Annotated in this window: 15 protein-coding genes; 9 read left to right on the plus strand and 6 right to left on the minus strand. The window is 65.4% G+C overall.

Translation table 11 applies throughout. The features are described 5' to 3' along the window. Window positions 1–888 (plus strand): LysR family transcriptional regulator, encoded by an 888-nt coding sequence (locus C2H86_RS05060; RefSeq protein ID WP_159411685.1) that lies wholly within the window; start codon window positions 1–3, stop codon window positions 886–888. Here C2H86_RS05060 and C2H86_RS05065 read toward each other — a convergent pair. Continuing rightward, window positions 876–1658 carry an AraC family transcriptional regulator gene (locus C2H86_RS05065; RefSeq protein WP_159411686.1) on the minus strand — a complete coding sequence of 261 codons (783 nt, stop codon included), beginning with the start codon at window positions 1656–1658 and terminating at the stop codon, window positions 876–878. The two genes, C2H86_RS05060 and C2H86_RS05065, sit on opposite strands and share 13 nt — an antisense overlap. A gap of 325 nt (window positions 1659–1983) precedes the next feature. On the opposite strand from C2H86_RS05065, the gene C2H86_RS05070 reads away from it, so the two are divergent. The 5 genes from C2H86_RS05070 (at window position 1984) to C2H86_RS05090 (ending at window position 8434) form a co-directional block, all read left to right on the plus strand. After that, window positions 1984–3594, plus strand: coding sequence for an APC family permease (locus C2H86_RS05070; RefSeq protein ID WP_159411687.1), 1611 nt, complete (start codon window positions 1984–1986; stop codon window positions 3592–3594). 23 nt (window positions 3595–3617) lie between these two features. Further along, window positions 3618–4544, plus strand: a complete 927-nt coding sequence (locus C2H86_RS05075; RefSeq protein WP_159411688.1) for a 4-hydroxyproline epimerase — start codon at window positions 3618–3620, stop codon at window positions 4542–4544. A gap of 43 nt (window positions 4545–4587) precedes the next feature. Next, complete coding sequence (locus C2H86_RS05080) at window positions 4588–5535, plus strand: dihydrodipicolinate synthase family protein (RefSeq protein ID WP_159411689.1); 948 nt, start codon at window positions 4588–4590, stop codon at window positions 5533–5535. 71 nt (window positions 5536–5606) lie between these two features. After that, window positions 5607–7184 carry an aldehyde dehydrogenase (NADP(+)) gene (locus C2H86_RS05085; protein WP_159411690.1) on the plus strand — a complete coding sequence of 526 codons (1578 nt, stop codon included), beginning with the start codon at window positions 5607–5609 and terminating at the stop codon, window positions 7182–7184. Between the two features lie 2 nt (window positions 7185–7186). Then, window positions 7187–8434 carry an NAD(P)/FAD-dependent oxidoreductase gene (locus C2H86_RS05090; RefSeq protein ID WP_159411691.1) on the plus strand — a complete coding sequence of 416 codons (1248 nt, stop codon included), beginning with the start codon at window positions 7187–7189 and terminating at the stop codon, window positions 8432–8434. A 22-nt stretch (window positions 8435–8456) separates the two neighbouring features. Here the strand turns inward: C2H86_RS05090 and C2H86_RS05095 are convergent, their stop codons facing one another. Further along, window positions 8457–9230 (minus strand): response regulator transcription factor, encoded by a 774-nt coding sequence (locus C2H86_RS05095; protein WP_430738572.1) that lies wholly within the window; start codon window positions 9228–9230, stop codon window positions 8457–8459. Between the two features lie 219 nt (window positions 9231–9449). Here C2H86_RS05095 and C2H86_RS05100 point away from each other — a divergent pair, with 219 nt between their 5' ends. Both C2H86_RS05100 and C2H86_RS05105 read left to right on the plus strand, forming a co-directional pair. After that, window positions 9450–10799 (plus strand): APC family permease, encoded by a 1350-nt coding sequence (locus C2H86_RS05100; RefSeq protein WP_159411693.1) that lies wholly within the window; start codon window positions 9450–9452, stop codon window positions 10797–10799. A 30-nt stretch (window positions 10800–10829) separates the two neighbouring features. Further along, entirely contained in the window at window positions 10830–11933 is a 1104-nt protein-coding gene (locus tag C2H86_RS05105; protein WP_159411694.1) for a P1 family peptidase, read from the plus strand. A 43-nt stretch (window positions 11934–11976) separates the two neighbouring features. Here the strand turns inward: C2H86_RS05105 and xenA are convergent, their stop codons facing one another. Then, window positions 11977–13068 (minus strand): xenobiotic reductase XenA, encoded by a 1092-nt coding sequence (gene xenA, locus C2H86_RS05110; protein ID WP_159411695.1) that lies wholly within the window; start codon window positions 13066–13068, stop codon window positions 11977–11979. Window positions 13069–13116: 48 nt separating this feature from the next. Here xenA and C2H86_RS05115 point away from each other — a divergent pair, with 48 nt between their 5' ends. After that, entirely contained in the window at window positions 13117–13452 is a 336-nt protein-coding gene (locus C2H86_RS05115) for an ArsR/SmtB family transcription factor (protein ID WP_159411696.1), read from the plus strand. A gap of 69 nt (window positions 13453–13521) precedes the next feature. Here C2H86_RS05115 and C2H86_RS05120 read toward each other — a convergent pair whose 3' ends face one another. The 3 genes from C2H86_RS05120 to C2H86_RS05130 form a co-directional block, all read right to left on the minus strand. Then, window positions 13522–14139 carry a helix-turn-helix transcriptional regulator gene (locus C2H86_RS05120; protein WP_159411697.1) on the minus strand — a complete coding sequence of 206 codons (618 nt, stop codon included), beginning with the start codon at window positions 14137–14139 and terminating at the stop codon, window positions 13522–13524. Then, on the minus strand, window positions 14139–14777 hold the full coding sequence (locus C2H86_RS05125; RefSeq protein WP_159411698.1) for a hypothetical protein: 639 nt from the start codon (window positions 14775–14777) through the stop codon (window positions 14139–14141). Before C2H86_RS05125 ends, C2H86_RS05120 begins: the two co-directional genes overlap by 1 nt. A 157-nt stretch (window positions 14778–14934) precedes the next feature. Beyond that, window positions 14935–15804: a LysR family transcriptional regulator gene (locus C2H86_RS05130; RefSeq protein ID WP_103446306.1), complete on the minus strand. Its 870-nt coding sequence runs from the start codon at window positions 15802–15804 to the stop codon at window positions 14935–14937. Between the last annotated feature and the right edge of the window lie 16 nt (window positions 15805–15820).

Below are 15820 nucleotides of genomic sequence, written 5' to 3' on the forward strand. Positions count from 1 at the left end.
ATGGACATCAAGCAGCTCAAGTTCCTCATCGCCCTCGACCAGACCCGCCACTTCGGCCAGGCTGCGGCGCTGTGCCATATCACCCAGCCGACCCTGTCCATGCGCCTGCGCAACCTGGAGGACGAACTGGACCTGGTGCTGGTCAAGCGCGGCCAGCGCTTCGAGGGCTTCACCGAGGCGGGCGAGCGCATCCTGGCCTGGGCCCGCACCCTGCTCGCCGCCCATGACGGCCTGCAGGCCGAGGCCGCCAGTTGCCGTGGCCAGGTGGTCGGCAGCCTGCGCCTGGGCACCGTGCCGCTGGCCAGCTTCAACCCCATGCACCTGCTGCTGCCGCTGCGCGAGAAGTACCCCGAACTGCAGTTCCAGCTCAGCTCGCACAGCACCGAGCAGATCATGGACGGCCTGAGCCGCAACCAGCTCGACCTGGGCATCTGCTACCTCGACCAGGTCAACGCCAACTTCTTCGAAGTAATCGAGCTAGGCACCACCACCATGGGCCTGCTATTCGACACCCAGCACTTCCAGTTCGACACCGACAGCCTGCGCTGGGACGAACTCGGCGACATTCCCCTGGGCCTGCTGAGCAAGGGCATGCACTACCGCCAGTCACTGGACCTGAGCTTCCGCAGCCGCGGCCTCGAGCCCAATGCCGTGTTGGAAAGCGACTCGACCTTCCAGCTGGTGCAGGCCATCAATACCGGCGTGTGCTGCGCGATCATGCCGCTGGGCTGCGGCCTGGAAGACCTCAGCGAACACATGCGCATCATCCCCATCGTCGAAGCCAGCATCCACAGCCCGATCGGCCTGCTGCTGCGCCGCAGCGAGCCGCGTTCGGCGATTGCCGAGCAATGTTTCGACGAGGCCAAGCGGCTGTTTCAACCGGCCTGATCCGCCGTTGCCTGGCGGTACTGGCGGGGAGTGAAACCGGTCAATTGCTTGAACTGGCGGCTGAACGCGCTGTGGTCGGTGTAGCCGCAGCGCAGCGCCACTTCGGTGATCGGCAAATCAGAATGCAGCAGCCGGTGGGCGTGCTCCAGGCGCGCCTTGTGGATCATCTGCCGTGGGGTGAGGTGGAACACCCGCTTGCAGTAGCGCTCCAGTTGCGCCACGGAAATCCCGGCGATGCGGGTCAATTCATTCATGCTGATCGGCTGGTGGAAATGGCGGCGGATGTGCTCATCCACGGCCGCCAGTCGCTGGTAGGCGGGGTGGGTGTCGGCGGCTGACTGCAGGTCGACGGAGATGCCCACCAGGCCGATGATCTCGCCCGCCGGGTTGCGCAGCGGGCGCTTGTGGGTCAGGCACCAGCCCGGTTCACGGCTGCCGTACAGGTGCAGTTCGAGCTGGTCTTCCAGCACCAGCCCATCCTTGAGCACGCGGCGGTCCTGCTCGGTGTAGCCGGGGCCCAGTTGCGCCGGGAACACCTCGGCGCTGGTCTTGCCCAGCAGCGGCTGCAGGCGCTTGAGGCCACAACGCTGGACCAGGGTGGTGTTGGCCAGCACATAACGGGCGGCAGGGTCCTTGATGAAGATCGCCGCGTTGGGGATGGCGTCGAGGATTGGCAGCAGCAGCGACACACCGGCCAGCAGGGCCTCGAGGGTGGCTGGCCGGTGCTGGTCGAGGGACTGGTACAGGGTTGCCAGGGAGTCTTGTGTCATCTGCATGCTCTTGGTTGAAGTACTGGCCCTTTCGCGGGGCAAGCCCGCTCCTGCAGGACTGCGCAGTACCTGTAGGAGCGGGCTTGCCCCGCGAAAGGGCCATCAATGCCCATGAACTGCTAAAGCCCTTGTGCGGCAGGCCCTGCAGCCTACCTACCCAGCCTTTAAGGCCGCCAGTATTTTTTGCAACTGTGCCGATTTCGTCATACCCCCTGCAGAAAACCATCAAGAACCCCCGCCCCGTTCGGGTCCACTCTATGCCCCACGCAAGCCGCAACACGTGACATCAGACCTGCCTATCCAAAACCTACAAAAAGGCGCCCCCATGTCAGGCAAATTCAAGAAACAGCTGTCATTGCTCGACCTCACCTTCATCGGCCTCGGCGCCATCTTCGGCTCCGGCTGGCTGTTCGCCGCCAGCCACGTCTCGGCCATCGCCGGCCCGGCCGGTATCCTCTCCTGGTTCCTCGGCGGGTTCGCCGTGTTGTTGCTGGGCATCGTCTACTGCGAACTCGGCGCCGCCCTGCCGCGTGCCGGTGGCGTGGTGCGCTACCCGGTGTACTCCCACGGCCCGCTGCTCGGCTACCTGATGGGTTTCATCACCCTTATCGCCTTCTCCAGCCTGATCGCCATCGAAGTGGTCGCCTCGCGCCAGTACGCCGCGGCCTGGTTCCCCGGGCTGACCAAGGCCGGCTCCAGCGACCCGACGGTGCTCGGCTGGCTGGTGCAGTTCGCCTTGCTGGGGCTGTTCTTCTTCCTCAACTACCGCAGCGTGAAGACCTTCGCCAAGGCCAACAACCTGGTCAGCGTGTTCAAGTTCATCGTTCCGCTGCTGGTGATCGGCGTGCTGTTCACCTTCTTCAAGCCGGAGAACTTCGAGGTCCAGGGCTTCGCCCCGTTCGGCCTGTCTGGCGTGGAAATGGCGGTGTCGGCCGGTGGCATCATCTTCGCCTACCTGGGGCTGACGCCGATCATCTCGGTGGCCAGCGAAGTGAAGAACCCGCAGCGCACCATCCCGATCGCGCTGATCCTCTCGGTGCTGTTGTCCACTGCTATCTACGCCCTGCTGCAACTGGCCTTCCTCGGCAGCGTGCCAACCGAAATGCTCACCAACGGCTGGGCCGCGGTGACCAAGGAACTGGCCCTGCCCTACCGTGACATCGCCCTGGCCCTGGGTGTGGGCTGGCTGGCCTACCTGGTGGTGGCCGATGCGGTGATCTCGCCCAGCGGCTGCGGCAACATCTACATGAACGCCACCCCACGCGTGGTTTATGGTTGGGCGCAGACCGGCACCTTCTTCAAGTACTTCACCCGCATCGACGCCGAGTCCGGCATTCCGCGCCCGGCACTGTGGCTGACCTTCGGCCTGTCGGTGTTCTGGACCCTGCCGTTCCCCTCCTGGGAAGCGCTGATCAACGTGGTGTCCGCCGCCCTGGTGCTGAGCTACGCGGTGGCCCCGGTTACCGTCGCCGCCCTGCGCCGCAATGCGCCAGACATGCCGCGCCCGTTCCGGGTCAAGGGCATGGGCGTGCTCGGCCCGCTGTCGTTCATCATCGCCGCGCTGATCGTCTACTGGTCCGGCTGGAGCACCGTGTCCTGGCTGCTGGCCCTGCAGATCGTGATGTTCGTGCTGTACCTGCTGTGCGGCCGCTTCGTCCCGACCCAGCACCTGTCGTTGGCCCAGCAAGTGCGTTCGTCGGCCTGGCTGATCGGCTTCTACGCCGTGACCATCCTGTTGTCCTGGCTGGGCAGCTTCGGCGGCCTGGGCGTGCTCGGCCACCCGCTCGACACCCTGGCCGTGGCTGCCTGCGCCCTGGGCATCTACTACTGGGGCGCCGCCACCGGGGTGCCGGCGCACCTGGTACGCCTGGAAGGTGAAGACGAAAGCGAAGCCTCGGCTGAAACCTACAGCGGCCGCCCCGCCGTCGCCTCCTGACCCTCTTAGCAATGGACAAGCCCATGAAACAGATTCACGTCATCGACTCGCATACCGGCGGCGAACCGACCCGCCTGGTGATGAAAGGCTTCCCGCCGCTGCAGGGGCGCAGCATGGCCGAGCAGCGCGACGAACTGCGCGAGCTGCACGATCAATGGCGCCGTGCCTGCCTGCTGGAACCACGCGGCAACGATGTGCTGGTCGGCGCGCTGTATTGCCCACCGGTGTCGGCCGACGCCACCTGCGGGGTGATCTTCTTCAACAACGCCGGCTACCTGAACATGTGCGGCCACGGCACCATCGGCCTGATTGCCTCGCTGCAGCACCTGGGCCTGATCGAGCCCGGCGTGCACAAGATCGACACCCCGGTCGGCCCGGTCAGCGCCACCCTGCATGAAGACGGCGCCATCACCGTCGGCAACGTGCCGTCCTACCGCTACCGCCAGCAGGTGGCGGTGGAGGTGCCCGGCCATGGCGTGGTGCGTGGCGACATCGCCTGGGGCGGCAACTGGTTCTTCCTGGTCTCTGAACACGGCCAGCGCATCGAACTGGACAACCGCGAAGCCCTCACCGAGTACACCTGGGCCATGCTCAAGGCCCTCGAAGCCCAGGGCATCACCGGCGAGCACGGTGCGCCAATCGACCATGTCGAGTTGTTCGCCGACGACGCCCATGCCGACAGCCGCAACTTCGTCATGTGCCCGGGCAAGGCCTACGACCGCTCGCCCTGTGGCACCGGCACCAGCGCCAAGCTGGCGTGCCTGGCCGCCGACGGCAAGCTCGAAGAAGGCCAGACCTGGGTCCAGGCCAGCATCACCGGTAGCCAGTTCCACGGCCGCTACGAGCGCGACGGCGAGCGCATTCGCCCGTTCATCACCGGCCGCGCCTACATGACCGCCGACAGCACTCTGCTGATCGACGAACAGGATCCATTCGCCTGGGGCATCTGAACCCGGCTTCTTGAACCACTGAATATCGCCAGGAGTGACAACAATGACTGACAACATCTTCACCGGCACCATGCCTGCCCTGATGACCCCGTGCACTGCCGCGCGCAAGCCTGATTTCGACGCACTGGTGCGCAAGGGCCTCGAGTTGATCGAAGCCGGCATGAGCGCCGTGGTCTACTGCGGTTCGATGGGCGACTGGCCGCTGCTGACCGAAGCCGAACGCCAGGAAGGCGTGGCCCGCCTGGTGGCCGCCGGCATCCCGACCATCGTCGGCACCGGTGCGGTGAACACCCGCGAAGCCGTCGCCCACGCGGCCCATGCTGCCAAGGTGGGTGCCGCTGGCTTGATGGTCATCCCCCGCGTGCTCAGCCGCGGTGCATCGCTGATCGCCCAGAAACACCACTTCTCGGCCATTCTCGCCGCCGCGCCGAAGTTGCCGGCGGTGATCTACAACAGCCCCTACTACGGCTTCGCCACCCGCGCCGACCTGTTCTTCGAACTGCGTCGCGAATTCCCCAACCTGATCGGCTTCAAGGAGTTCGGCGGCGGCGCCGACCTGCGCTACGCCGCCGAGCACATCACCTCGAAGGATGACGACGTGACCCTGATGGTCGGCGTCGACACCCAGGTGGTGCATGGCTTCGTCAACTGCGCCGCCACCGGTGCCATCACCGGTATCGGCAACGCCCTGCCGCGTGAAGTGCTGCAGCTGGTTAGCCTGAGCAAGCAGGCCGCCAAGGGCGACGCCAAGGCCCGCCGCCTGGCTCGCGAACTGGAAGCGGCGCTGGCGGTGCTGTCGTCGTTCGATGAAGGCTGCGACCTGGTGCTGTACTACAAGCACCTGATGGTGCTCAACGGCGACAGCGAGTACAGCCTGCACTTCAACGAAACCGACGTGCTCACCGATGCCCAGCGCAACTTTGCCGAGCAGCAGTACGGGTTGTTCCGCAAGTGGTACGCCAGCTGGTCGGCCGAGCAGAACCTGACCTGACCCCCGGGGCTGCGTCGCGAAAGGGGCGCAAAGCGCCCCCCGATCCAGAAACTGATTACGAAGGAGGCTCCATGACCCTGACAGGCAACCTGCTGATCGGCCAGCGCGCCGTACCCGGCAGCCGCGACGCGATCCGCGCCATCGACCCGGCCACCAACCAGGCCCTCGAACCCGCCTACGCCGGCGGCACAGGCGAACACGTGGCCCAGGCCTGCGCACTGGCCTGGGCGGCGTTCGATGCCTACCGCGAAACCTCGCTGGAGCAGCGCGCCCATTTCCTCGAAACCATCGCCAGCGAAATCGAAGCGCTGGGCGATGCACTGATCGACCGCGCCGTGGCCGAAAGCGGCCTGCCCAAGGCGCGCATCCAGGGCGAGCGTGGCCGCACCTGCACGCAACTGCGCACCTTTGCCCGGGTGGTCCGCAGCGGCGAATGGCTCGATGTGCGGGTCAACAATGCCCTGGCCGAACGCCAGCCGCTGCCGCGCGCTGACCTGCGCCAGCGCCAGGTGGCCCTCGGCCCGGTGGCGGTGTTCGGCGCCAGCAACTTCCCCCTGGCCTTTTCGGTAGCCGGCGGCGACACCGCCTCGGCACTGGCTGCCGGATGCCCGGTGGTGGTCAAGGCCCACGCCGCGCACCCCGGCACCAGTGAACTGGTCGGCCAGGCCGTGGCCCGCGCGGTCAAACCCTGCGGCCTGCCTGAGGGCGTGTTCTCGTTGCTGTATGGTGCCGGCCGTGAAGTCGGCATTGCTCTGGTCAGCGACCCACGCATCAAGGCGGTAGGCTTCACCGGCTCGCGCAGCGGTGGAATCGCCCTGTGCCAGGCGGCCCAGGCCCGCCCGGAGCCAATTCCGGTGTACGCCGAAATGAGCTCGATCAACCCGGTGTTCCTTTTCGACGCCGCGCTGCAGGCCCGTGGCGCAGCCCTGGCGCAAGGCTTCGTCGCCTCGCTGACCCAGGGCGCCGGGCAGTTCTGCACCAACCCAGGCCTGGTGATCGCCCGCCAGGGGCCAGCGCTGCAGCGCTTCATCGAGGCTGCCAGCGAACATGTACGCCAGGCCGCCGCGCAGACCATGCTCACCCCGGGCATTGCCAGCGCCTATGCCACTGGCGTCGGCGCCTTGGCCAACAACGCCAACGCTACGATTGCCGCCAGCGGCCAGACGCAGCAAGGGCCGAACCAATGCCAGGCACAGCTGTTCGTGACTCAGGCCGAAGCGTTTCTCAGCGACCCGGCGTTGCAGGCCGAAGTGTTCGGCGCCGCTTCGCTGGTGGTGGCCTGCGCCAGCGACGAGCAGGTCCGCCAGGTGGCCGAGCACCTTGAAGGCCAACTGACCGCCACGCTGCAACTGGACGATGCCGACATCGACAGCGCCCGCGCCCTGCTGCCAACCTTGGAACGCAAGGCCGGGCGCATCCTGGTCAACGGCTGGCCGACCGGTGTCGAAGTATGTGATGCGATGGTCCACGGCGGGCCGTTCCCGGCCACTTCCGATGCCCGCACCACCTCGGTCGGCACGGCGGCGATCCTGCGCTTCCTGCGCCCGGTGTGCTACCAGGACTTCCCCGATGCCCTGCTGCCCCAGGCGCTCCAGCACGGCAACCCGCTGCAGCTGCGGCGCTTGCTCGACGGTAAACGGGAAGCCTGAGCATGGTCGACACCCCTGAAACCGATATCGCCGTGGTCGGCGCCGGCATCGTCGGCGTGGCCTGCGCCCTGCAACTGGCCCGCCAGGGCCGTCGGGTGCTGCTGCTCGATCACCAGGCGCCCGGCCAGGGCGCCTCCTACGGCAACGCCGGGCACCTGGCCACCGAGCAGGTCTTCCCGATCGCTGACCTGTCGATCCTCAAGCGCCTGCCGCGCATGCTGCTCGACCCGATGGGCCCGCTGCGCCTGGACTGGAAGTACCTGCCCAAGGCCATGCCATGGTTCATCCACCTGCTGCTCAACCTGCGCCCGGCGCCGTTCCAGCGCAGCGTGGCCGGTATCCGGGCGCTGAACGAAGGCAGCCTGGAGGCCTGGCAGCGCCTGCTGGGCTCGATCGGGCGCAGCGAGCTGTTCAAGGAAGATGGCTCGTTGCTGGTGTTTGAACGACCCGAGTCACGCCAGGCGCTGCAAGCCTTGCAGGCGCGCATGCAGCAACAGAACGTGGCGGTCGATTTCTGGCCGGCCGAGCACGTGCGCGAGGCCGCACCGCAACTGAACCCTGCGCTGTTGGGCGGTTTGTTCTTCCCGCGTACCGGGCACTTCATCGACCCGTACCAGGTGGTCTGCGCGCTGTTCGAGGCAGCCAAGTCCAGCGGTGTGCGTTTCGTCCAGGCGCGGGTTTCGGGTGGGCAACTGCAGGGCGACGGAGTCCGCCTGGCCAGTGACCAGGGGACGTTCAAAGCGCGCCAGGTGCTGCTCAGTTGCGGCGCACATTCTGCGCAGCTGACCGCAGCACTGACCGGCAAGCGCGTACCGCTGGACACCGAGCGCGGCTATCACCTGATGCTGCCGCAGGAACGTCAGCGCCTGCCGTTCGCGGTCACCTCACTGGAGCGCAAGTTCATCATGACGCCCATGGCTGATGGGCTGCGCCTGGCCGGCACGGTGGAGTTCGCCGGCCTCGATGCGCCGCCCAGCATGCAGCGGGCGTGGCAGTTGCACCGGTTGAGCAAAGGCTTGTTCCGCCAGGACCTGAGCGTAGAAGGCGCAACGCCATGGATGGGTTTCAGGCCATCGTTGCCGGACTCGTTGCCGGTGATCGACCAGGTGTGTGATGGGCGGGTACTGCTGGCGTTCGGGCATCAGCATCTGGGCTTGACCCAGGCAGCGGTGACGGCGGAATGGGTGGGGCGTCTGGCTGGGCTGGCCGGTGCCCCCGACCTGGGGGCCTACCGGCTGGATCGCTTCTGATGCTCAGGGGCACGCCCGGCATTCAAGGGTGCTGCGGGTCGTGCCCCAATGACTGCAGGAACAATGAAAACAGCTCTGGCTGCGACGAGATATCCAGCTTGGCATACAGGTGGCGACGATGAACCTTGATCGTCTCGGGTGAAATCGCCAGGCGCTCGGCCATGGCCTTCGAGGAAAACCCGCGCAAGATCAGCCGGGCAATCTCCAGCTCGCGCTCGGACAACACCCCAGCGCCGAACTGGCTGAGGGCGTCACGCACCTGCACCGCCACCGGCTCATCCTGCGCCAGCACGTGCTTGCTACCGGCCTGCCAATGCTGCTGCATCAGCGCCAGCACCCACGGGCAGAGCATCGCCAGCAAGCCGCACTGCTCGGCATCGAAGGCGACCCCCCGCCCCAGCGACAAGCTCAGCGCGCCCTGGCCTGGGAGCTGCAGGATGAACTGCACCTCATCCGCCAGCACATGGGCCTGGAACCAGCTGATGTAGTACTCGCTCTCGTGGAACTGGTCCGGCGCCACTTCGTCAAGCCGATACAAGCCACTGCCCACACCGTCCTGGCACGCCAGGTAGAACGGGTCGAGCTGATACAGCCCGCTCAGGTACATGGACATCGCCACAGGCCCCGCCTGCGGCGTCGCATCGTGCTCTTCCAGCACCACCGGGGTACCGCTGCCGGGGTAGTACGCCGCCAGGGCGTTATCGAACGGCAACCAGCGATGCAGCAACAGGATCAGTTGCTTCCAGAAGCGTGGCTGACCGATCTGTTCGATGGTGCGGCCAAGATTGGCATGCATGCCGACTTCATGAAAAACGTTGTGCACCGTGCCGGCTCCCCTGAAAAGGTGATGCGATTTCCCTCCTTTGCAGCGCCCACGTCAAGGGGCGTAACCCCAAATGGTAATTGGCCGGCCACTGCGCCAGGCCTAGATTGCAGCCCATGCAACACCCCATCCGCAGGGTGTTCGCGCCTTTCGTCACTGCCTCAACCCCAATAACAATTCGAGGAAAACGACATGCACGACAGTGCGCTAAAGCCCAGCCTGGGCATGCTCGATGTGGTTGCGATCACCGTTTCGGCGGTGACTCCGGCCAGTTCCGTATTTGTGATTGCACCCTTCGCCATTGCCCAGGCTGGCAGCGGCGCGGTGCTGGCCTTCGTGCTGGCGGCAGTGCTGGCGCTGATGTTCGCCTGGTGCTATGCCGAACTGGGCCGCGCCCATAGTTCGGCCGGTGGCGAATATGTGTATGCCAAGCGCGTGTTCGGCGGCCTGGCCGGCTACGCCACCTTTGTCACGGTGCTGGTCTCGCTGCTGTTCATTCCACCGGTGCTGGCCACCGGGGCTGCTACCTACCTGAACAGCGCCCTGGGCACGGCCTTCGATACCCAGGCCGTGGCCCTGGCGATCGTCGCCGGCAGCTATGCCCTCGGCATCCTCAACATCCGCCTCAACGCCTGGGTCACGGGCGTGTTCCTGTTGTGCGAAATGGCGGCGGTGCTGGTCATCGTGGCGCTGGGCCTGGGTAACGTGAGCCAGCCGCTGAGCGTGTTGATCACGCCCCAGCACATGGACCACGGCCTGCTCAGCGCCGCCCCCTGGGCGCTGGTGTTCGCCTCGATCGGCACGGCCCTGTTCGCCTACAACGGCTTCGGCGCCGCCGTGGTGCTGGCCGAAGACATGAAGGACGGTGGCCGCAGCACCCATCGGGCAGTGCTCTGGTCCCTGGCGCTGGTGGTGGCCATCGAGCTGGTGCCCATCTGCGCACTGTTGCTGGGCGCGCCATCGCTGGAGGCGATGCTGGCCAGCAGCGACCCCATCGGCTACCTGCTCAACGCCCACGGCAACCCGATGCTGTCACGGCTGGTGAGCGCGGGCATTTTCCTTTCGGTGTTCAATGCCATCATCGCCATTGTCATCCAGTCCGGCCGGGTGATCTTCAGCAGTGGCCGCGATCAACTGTGGACGCCAACCCTGAACCGCCTGTTCACCCGCATCCACCCACGCTGGGATTCGCCCTGGCTGGCCACCCTGCTGCTGGCCATACCGTCCGCTGCCCTGAGCTTCAGCTCCAATCTGGAAGAGATGACCTCGTTCACCGTGCTGCTGCTCCTGATGGTGTACCTGGCGGTCGCGCTGTGCGCTCTGTTCAGCCGTGTGCTGCGCAGCGACCGCGAACACCCCTATCGCATGCCCCTGTGGCCGTTGCCAGCGCTGCTGGCGGTGGTCGGCGCGGGTTACCTGCTGCTCAGCGGCCTGCTGGCCGCGCCCCTTCGCGACATCCTCATCATTCTCGTGCTGCTGGCCGTCTCGGTGATGCTCTACAGCACCTACGGCAAGTTCAGCCCAGCCTTCCAGAAACTCTGACCCACAACGCTCTGACCCACAGGAGTCCCTATGCGCGCTCGTCAACTTGGTATCAGCCTGGGCCATGGCCTGCCCGGTGAATTCAACGCCATCACTGATGTACCCGGCATCCGTGTCGGCCACAGCACCTTGATGGCCGACGGTGCCGGCCAGCAGGTACGCACCGGCGTGACGGTGATCCAGCCACGCCCGGCTGCGGCCCGCCTGGCGCCTTGCTTTGCCGGGGTCCACGTACTCAACGGCAACGGCGACGCCACCGGCCTTGAGTGGATCCGCGAAGCCGGCCTGCTGACCACGCCGATTGCCATCACCAACACCCACAGTGTCGGGGTGGTGCGCGACGCATTGATCGCCGCAGAACGCGACACCCTGGCCGACCCGTCGGTGTACTGGTGCATGCCCGTGGTGCTGGAAACCTACGATGGCCTGCTCAACGATATCTGGGGCCAGCACGTAGGGCCCGATCAGGTGAACGAAGCGCTGGCCCGCGCCGAATCCGGGCCGGTTGCCGAAGGTGCGGTGGGCGGTGGCACCGGCATGATCTGCCATGAGTTCAAGGGCGGTATCGGCACGGCTTCACGGCGCCTGCCACCTGACCAGGGGGGCTGGACGGTGGGCGTGCTGCTGCAGGCCAACCACGGCCAGCGGCGGGAGCTGCGGGTCGATGGCTACCCTGTCGGCCGGGTGCTCGACGAGATCCCCTCGCCTTTCGCCGAACGGGGCGAGCCGGGCATGGGTTCGATCGTGGTGATCATCGCCACCGATGCCCCGTTGCTGCCCCACCAGTGCCAGCGTCTGGCGCAGCGGGCCTCGATCGGCATCGCCCGGACCGGGGGCGGTACCGAAGATGCCAGCGGCGATCTGTTCGTGGCGTTTTCCACTGCCGACCAGCAACTGCCGCCTGCGGCCTATGGGCGCAAGGGGGTGCCATTCAGTCAGCCGGTACAGATGCTCGCCAATGACCATATCACGCCGCTTTTCATGGCGGCGGCAGAGGCGGTGGAGGAAGCGATCGTCAACGCACTGGTTGCAGGCCAAGACATGCTTACAGCGGATGGGGTTCTGGTGCCGGGGTTGGGTGGGCAACGCTTGCTGAGCGCGATGCGCCAGGTTGGCTGGCGCATCGGCGAGTAGTCGGCGCCCCCGGGCACTGCAGTGCCTGGGGGTTGCTCAAGGCTCAGCGATAACGCTCGAGCCAGTGCGCATACGGTGCCGGCAAGGTCCAGGAGGCCTTGTCCACGCCCAGCTCCTTGGCTGCGAAGTACGCCCAGTGCGGGTCGGCCAGGTGCGCACGGCCAACCGAAACCAGGTCCAGCTGACGTGACTGCAGCGCTTCCTCGGCGAGTTGCGGCGTACCAAAGCCCCACGCCGAAGTCACCGGCAGCCCTGCCTCACGACGTACGCGCTCGGCAATCGGGCCCATGAATGCAGGGCCCCATGGAATGTTGGTTTCAGGAATGGTGAAGCCGACACTGACGCTCAGCAGGTCCAACCCGCCCGCCTTGAAGCGGCGCGCCAGTTCGATCGATTCTTCCAGGGTCTGCTCATCGCGACCGTCATATTCCAGCACACCAAAGCGCGCGGTCAGCGGCAGGTTCTCCGGCCAGACCTCACGCACGGCGGCCAGGGTTTCCAGCAGGAAGCGGCTACGGTTGTCGAAGCTGCCACCGTAGGCATCGGTGCGCTGGTTGGAGTGCTCGGAGAAGAAGCTCTGCCCCAGGTAGCCATGGGCGAAGTGCAGCTCGATCCACTCGAAACCGGCATCACGCGCACGGCGCGCGGCGTCGACGAAATCCTGTTTGACCCGGGCGATGTCGTCCAGGGTCATCGCGCGCGGTACTTTCGGCAGGTGCGCGCCAAAAGCGATTGCCGACGGCGCGATAGTGTCCCAACCACGGGCATCGTCGCCGGTGATGTGGTCATCCCCTTCCCACGGGCGGTTGGCGCTGGCCTTGCGCCCGGCATGGGCAATCTGGATGCCCGGCACGGATCCTGCGGCCTTGATCGCCTGCACCACCGGCACGAAGGCCTGGGCATGGGCGTCGCTCCAGATCCCGGCGCAACCGGGGGTAATGCGCCCTTCCGGCGCCACCGCGGTGGCCTCGACTACCAGCAGGCCGGCACCGCCCCGGGCCAGGCCGGCCAGGTGCACATGGTGCCAGTCGTTGATCATGCCGTCCTCGGCCATGTACTGGCACATCGGCGGGATAGCGATGCGGTTACGCAAAGTGACATCTTTGAGAGTGTAAGGTTGGAACAGGGCAGACATGGGCAGCTCCGGATCATTTGCATACGATTGTTCGATCATAATCGAACTATGGCAATTGATGAAACCCCCGTTATCATGTCGGCCATGCGAGCCTACCAACATCCCAACCCTGAAGACCTGATTCTCGAGCGCGTGCTCTACGCACTGAGCGACCCGGTGCGCCTGGGCATCGTCCGCCACCTGGCCGGCGTGGCCGAGGCCAGCTGTGGCGAGCTCGATGGCGGGCGACCGAAGTCGAGCATGTCGCACCATTTCCGCGTGTTGCGTGATGCGGGGTTGGTGCATACCCGCAATGTCGGCACCACCCACATGAATTCGCTGCGCAGCGAAATGCTGGGCGAGCGGTTTCCCGGGTTGCTGGACTGCATTTTGAAGCAGAACTGATTATTCCTGTGCCGGCCTCTTCGCGGGGCAAGCCCGCTCCTACAGGTAGTGCATGGCGCTAGGTGAAGATCAATGCTGGTCCTTGCGCAGGGCAAAGCGGCACACCTGCCCTCCCCTGAGCATGCATTCCTCATGGCTGACTTCAGCGCCGCCAAGCGTGCCAATCAAGGCCAGGTCCAGCTCACACACCACCGGATGCGCCTTGGCCAGATGATGGAACACACAGTTGTGCGCCACGATCTGTGGTTCGCCTGAAGAACGGAAGAACACTTCGGCCTCATACCCCGCCGCATTCATGTGTTCGACGATCCGCCCTTCATCCACCACTTCGGCCTCCAGGCCCGTCGCCAGCTTGCGCCCAAGCTGCCGCATCAGCGCCAGCAACGCCTCCTGCCCCATCAAGCCTGCCACTTCACCAATCAGCAGGTTGGCCAGCAGCGGATACTGCCGAGGGAACAGTTCGCGGCCATGCTCGGTCAGCTGATGCAGTTGCTCCGGCCGACGCCCGGTGGGCCGGGTAGCACCGCGCTTGACCAGGCCGTCACGCTCCAGGGCGGCCAGGTGCTGGCGCACCGCCGTGCGGGTGATGGCCAGGGCCTGCGCCAGTTCGTCGATGCTCATGCCGGCCGGCTGATGCAGCAACGCATGGAGCAGGTCCTGTTGGGTACGGCCAAGGCCTTCGAGCATCAGAACTTGTCCGGAAACTGCTTGACCAGCGCCGCAGTGAGGGCGTCGGACAAGGTCAGGATATGCTCGCGCATCATCGCCCAGGTACGTGCCTCGCCGGCGTAGTCACCGGCGGCCAGCTGGTCGATCTGCGCCACGTGATGGCCACCGTGGGCGCTGAGCAAGGTCAGCAAGGTCTGCTCCGGCAGGTTCGGGTTGGCCTTGGCCAGGAAGGCGGCGATGGCCTTGGCATTGCTGCCCAGGTCGTTGACGGCAGCTTGCTGCCCTTTCTTGTCCTTGGCCACGGTGGCATCGCTGTAGTGCTTGATCGCGCCCCAGTGGCTGGCGAGCAGCTTGAACAATTGGTCGGCGGCGGGTTGGCCGTACAGCGGGGCGATGCTGTTGGCGATTCTGGTGGCATCACTGACAACTTCATTGGCCGCGACTGCGGCCTGTTTGGCGTTGCCCGCCTGGTTGGCGACGGCATAGTTGCGAACCCAGAAAATGTGCTCGACCCACAGGTCGCGCAAGGCCATGCGCGTGGTCATCGCTGCAGATTCGGCGGGTTTGGCGGCGGGGGTTGCGGAGGAGTAGCTTTGGCTCCATGCCGGCTGGGCACACAGGGCGAGCAGCAACAAGGCGGCAATCTTGATGTTCATGACGGCACCCTCCTGGAGGGGATCGACTGACAAGATTAATTTAAGCATCAAAATATGTTTTTATTCGGCCGTCGGCGGAATTCCGATCAATGGTTTGCCTATTGAAAACAACAGCCACGGGATGCTTCCCGTGGCTTATGCGCCCGGCGCTGCCAGGTCAGGCGCTGATGGCGTCCAGGCTGCGGATGGGTGTGGGAACCGCACAGAACAGCGGGAACTCCTCTTCGATGATCCACGGTTCTTTCATGACCAGGTAAACATCGAGAAAGTCGGAGAAACCCGGCCAGATGAACAGGTCATTGGCCTCGGCAACCGCCCGCGACAGCACGCCCACGCCGCCAAAACTCTTGATCATCGAGACGCTGACGATCTCGCTGCCGGAATGGAACACGGTTGCCCCGTCCAGCATGCCTGGCCGGCGCTCGGCGAAGCGGGTGAAGATCGAATGATACGGGCACTCCGGCAAAGGCTTGATCACCGCGCAGGGCGCCGAGCGGTCATTGCTGGTTGACGAGGCAACGACCTCGATGCGCAAGCCCTTCAGCGGTACCGAATGGTAGTTCTCGCCCATGCTGTCGCCCAGCACCACCACCATGTCCGCCTCATCCTTGGCCAGCTTGACCAGGTTGTCGGGCGACTCCGAGCAACTGAAGATCGGATTGTAGCCGGACAACTTGCTGACCACGGCGCCCATGATCTGCTGGTTGATTTCCATCGACAGTGTGCTGTTCAAGGCAACCCGCAACGGCAGGCGCTGGTTGCGGCTCTGGCGCAACTGGTTGATCTTCAGCTGCATGCGCTCGGACGAACGCACGATTTCCAGGACATGCGGCAGGATGCCCATGCCCTCCTGGGTCAGCGATACCCCTTTGTTGGTCCGGTCGAACAATTTGAAGCCGCAATGATCTTCGAGCTTTTTCAACTGAGCAGCCAAGGCCTGGACCGTGACGTGTACCTGTTCGGCCGCATCGGTGATCGAGCCCGTGCGGGCTACGGTCACGATGTTTTTAAGCACCTTGATGTCCATTCACTCTCCCTCCCCG

It is taken from the genome of Pseudomonas putida (genome assembly GCF_009883635.2).
Classification (GTDB): domain Bacteria; phylum Pseudomonadota; class Gammaproteobacteria; order Pseudomonadales; family Pseudomonadaceae; genus Aquipseudomonas; species Aquipseudomonas putida_W.

Coding starts and splice junctions, on each gene's coding strand:
- C2H86_RS05115 (WP_159411696.1), top strand. CDS start 13,117: ATGGCAATTGATGAAACCCCCGTTATCATGTCGGCCATGCGAGCCTAC.
- C2H86_RS05090 (WP_159411691.1), top strand. CDS start 7,187: ATGGTCGACACCCCTGAAACCGATATCGCCGTGGTCGGCGCCGGCATC.
- C2H86_RS05065 (WP_159411686.1), bottom strand. CDS start 1,658: ATGACACAAGACTCCCTGGCAACCCTGTACCAGTCCCTCGACCAGCAC.
- xenA (WP_159411695.1), bottom strand. CDS start 13,068: ATGTCTGCCCTGTTCCAACCTTACACTCTCAAAGATGTCACTTTGCGT.
- C2H86_RS05130 (WP_103446306.1), bottom strand. CDS start 15,804: ATGGACATCAAGGTGCTTAAAAACATCGTGACCGTAGCCCGCACGGGC.
- C2H86_RS05080 (WP_159411689.1), top strand. CDS start 4,588: ATGACTGACAACATCTTCACCGGCACCATGCCTGCCCTGATGACCCCG.
- C2H86_RS05075 (WP_159411688.1), top strand. CDS start 3,618: ATGAAACAGATTCACGTCATCGACTCGCATACCGGCGGCGAACCGACC.
- C2H86_RS05100 (WP_159411693.1), top strand. CDS start 9,450: ATGCACGACAGTGCGCTAAAGCCCAGCCTGGGCATGCTCGATGTGGTT.
- C2H86_RS05105 (WP_159411694.1), top strand. CDS start 10,830: ATGCGCGCTCGTCAACTTGGTATCAGCCTGGGCCATGGCCTGCCCGGT.
- C2H86_RS05060 (WP_159411685.1), top strand. CDS start 1: ATGGACATCAAGCAGCTCAAGTTCCTCATCGCCCTCGACCAGACCCGC.
- C2H86_RS05120 (WP_159411697.1), bottom strand. CDS start 14,139: ATGCTCGAAGGCCTTGGCCGTACCCAACAGGACCTGCTCCATGCGTTG.
- C2H86_RS05085 (WP_159411690.1), top strand. CDS start 5,607: ATGACCCTGACAGGCAACCTGCTGATCGGCCAGCGCGCCGTACCCGGC.
- C2H86_RS05095 (WP_430738572.1), bottom strand. CDS start 9,230: ATGCATGCCAATCTTGGCCGCACCATCGAACAGATCGGTCAGCCACGC.
- C2H86_RS05070 (WP_159411687.1), top strand. CDS start 1,984: ATGTCAGGCAAATTCAAGAAACAGCTGTCATTGCTCGACCTCACCTTC.
- C2H86_RS05125 (WP_159411698.1), bottom strand. CDS start 14,777: ATGAACATCAAGATTGCCGCCTTGTTGCTGCTCGCCCTGTGTGCCCAG.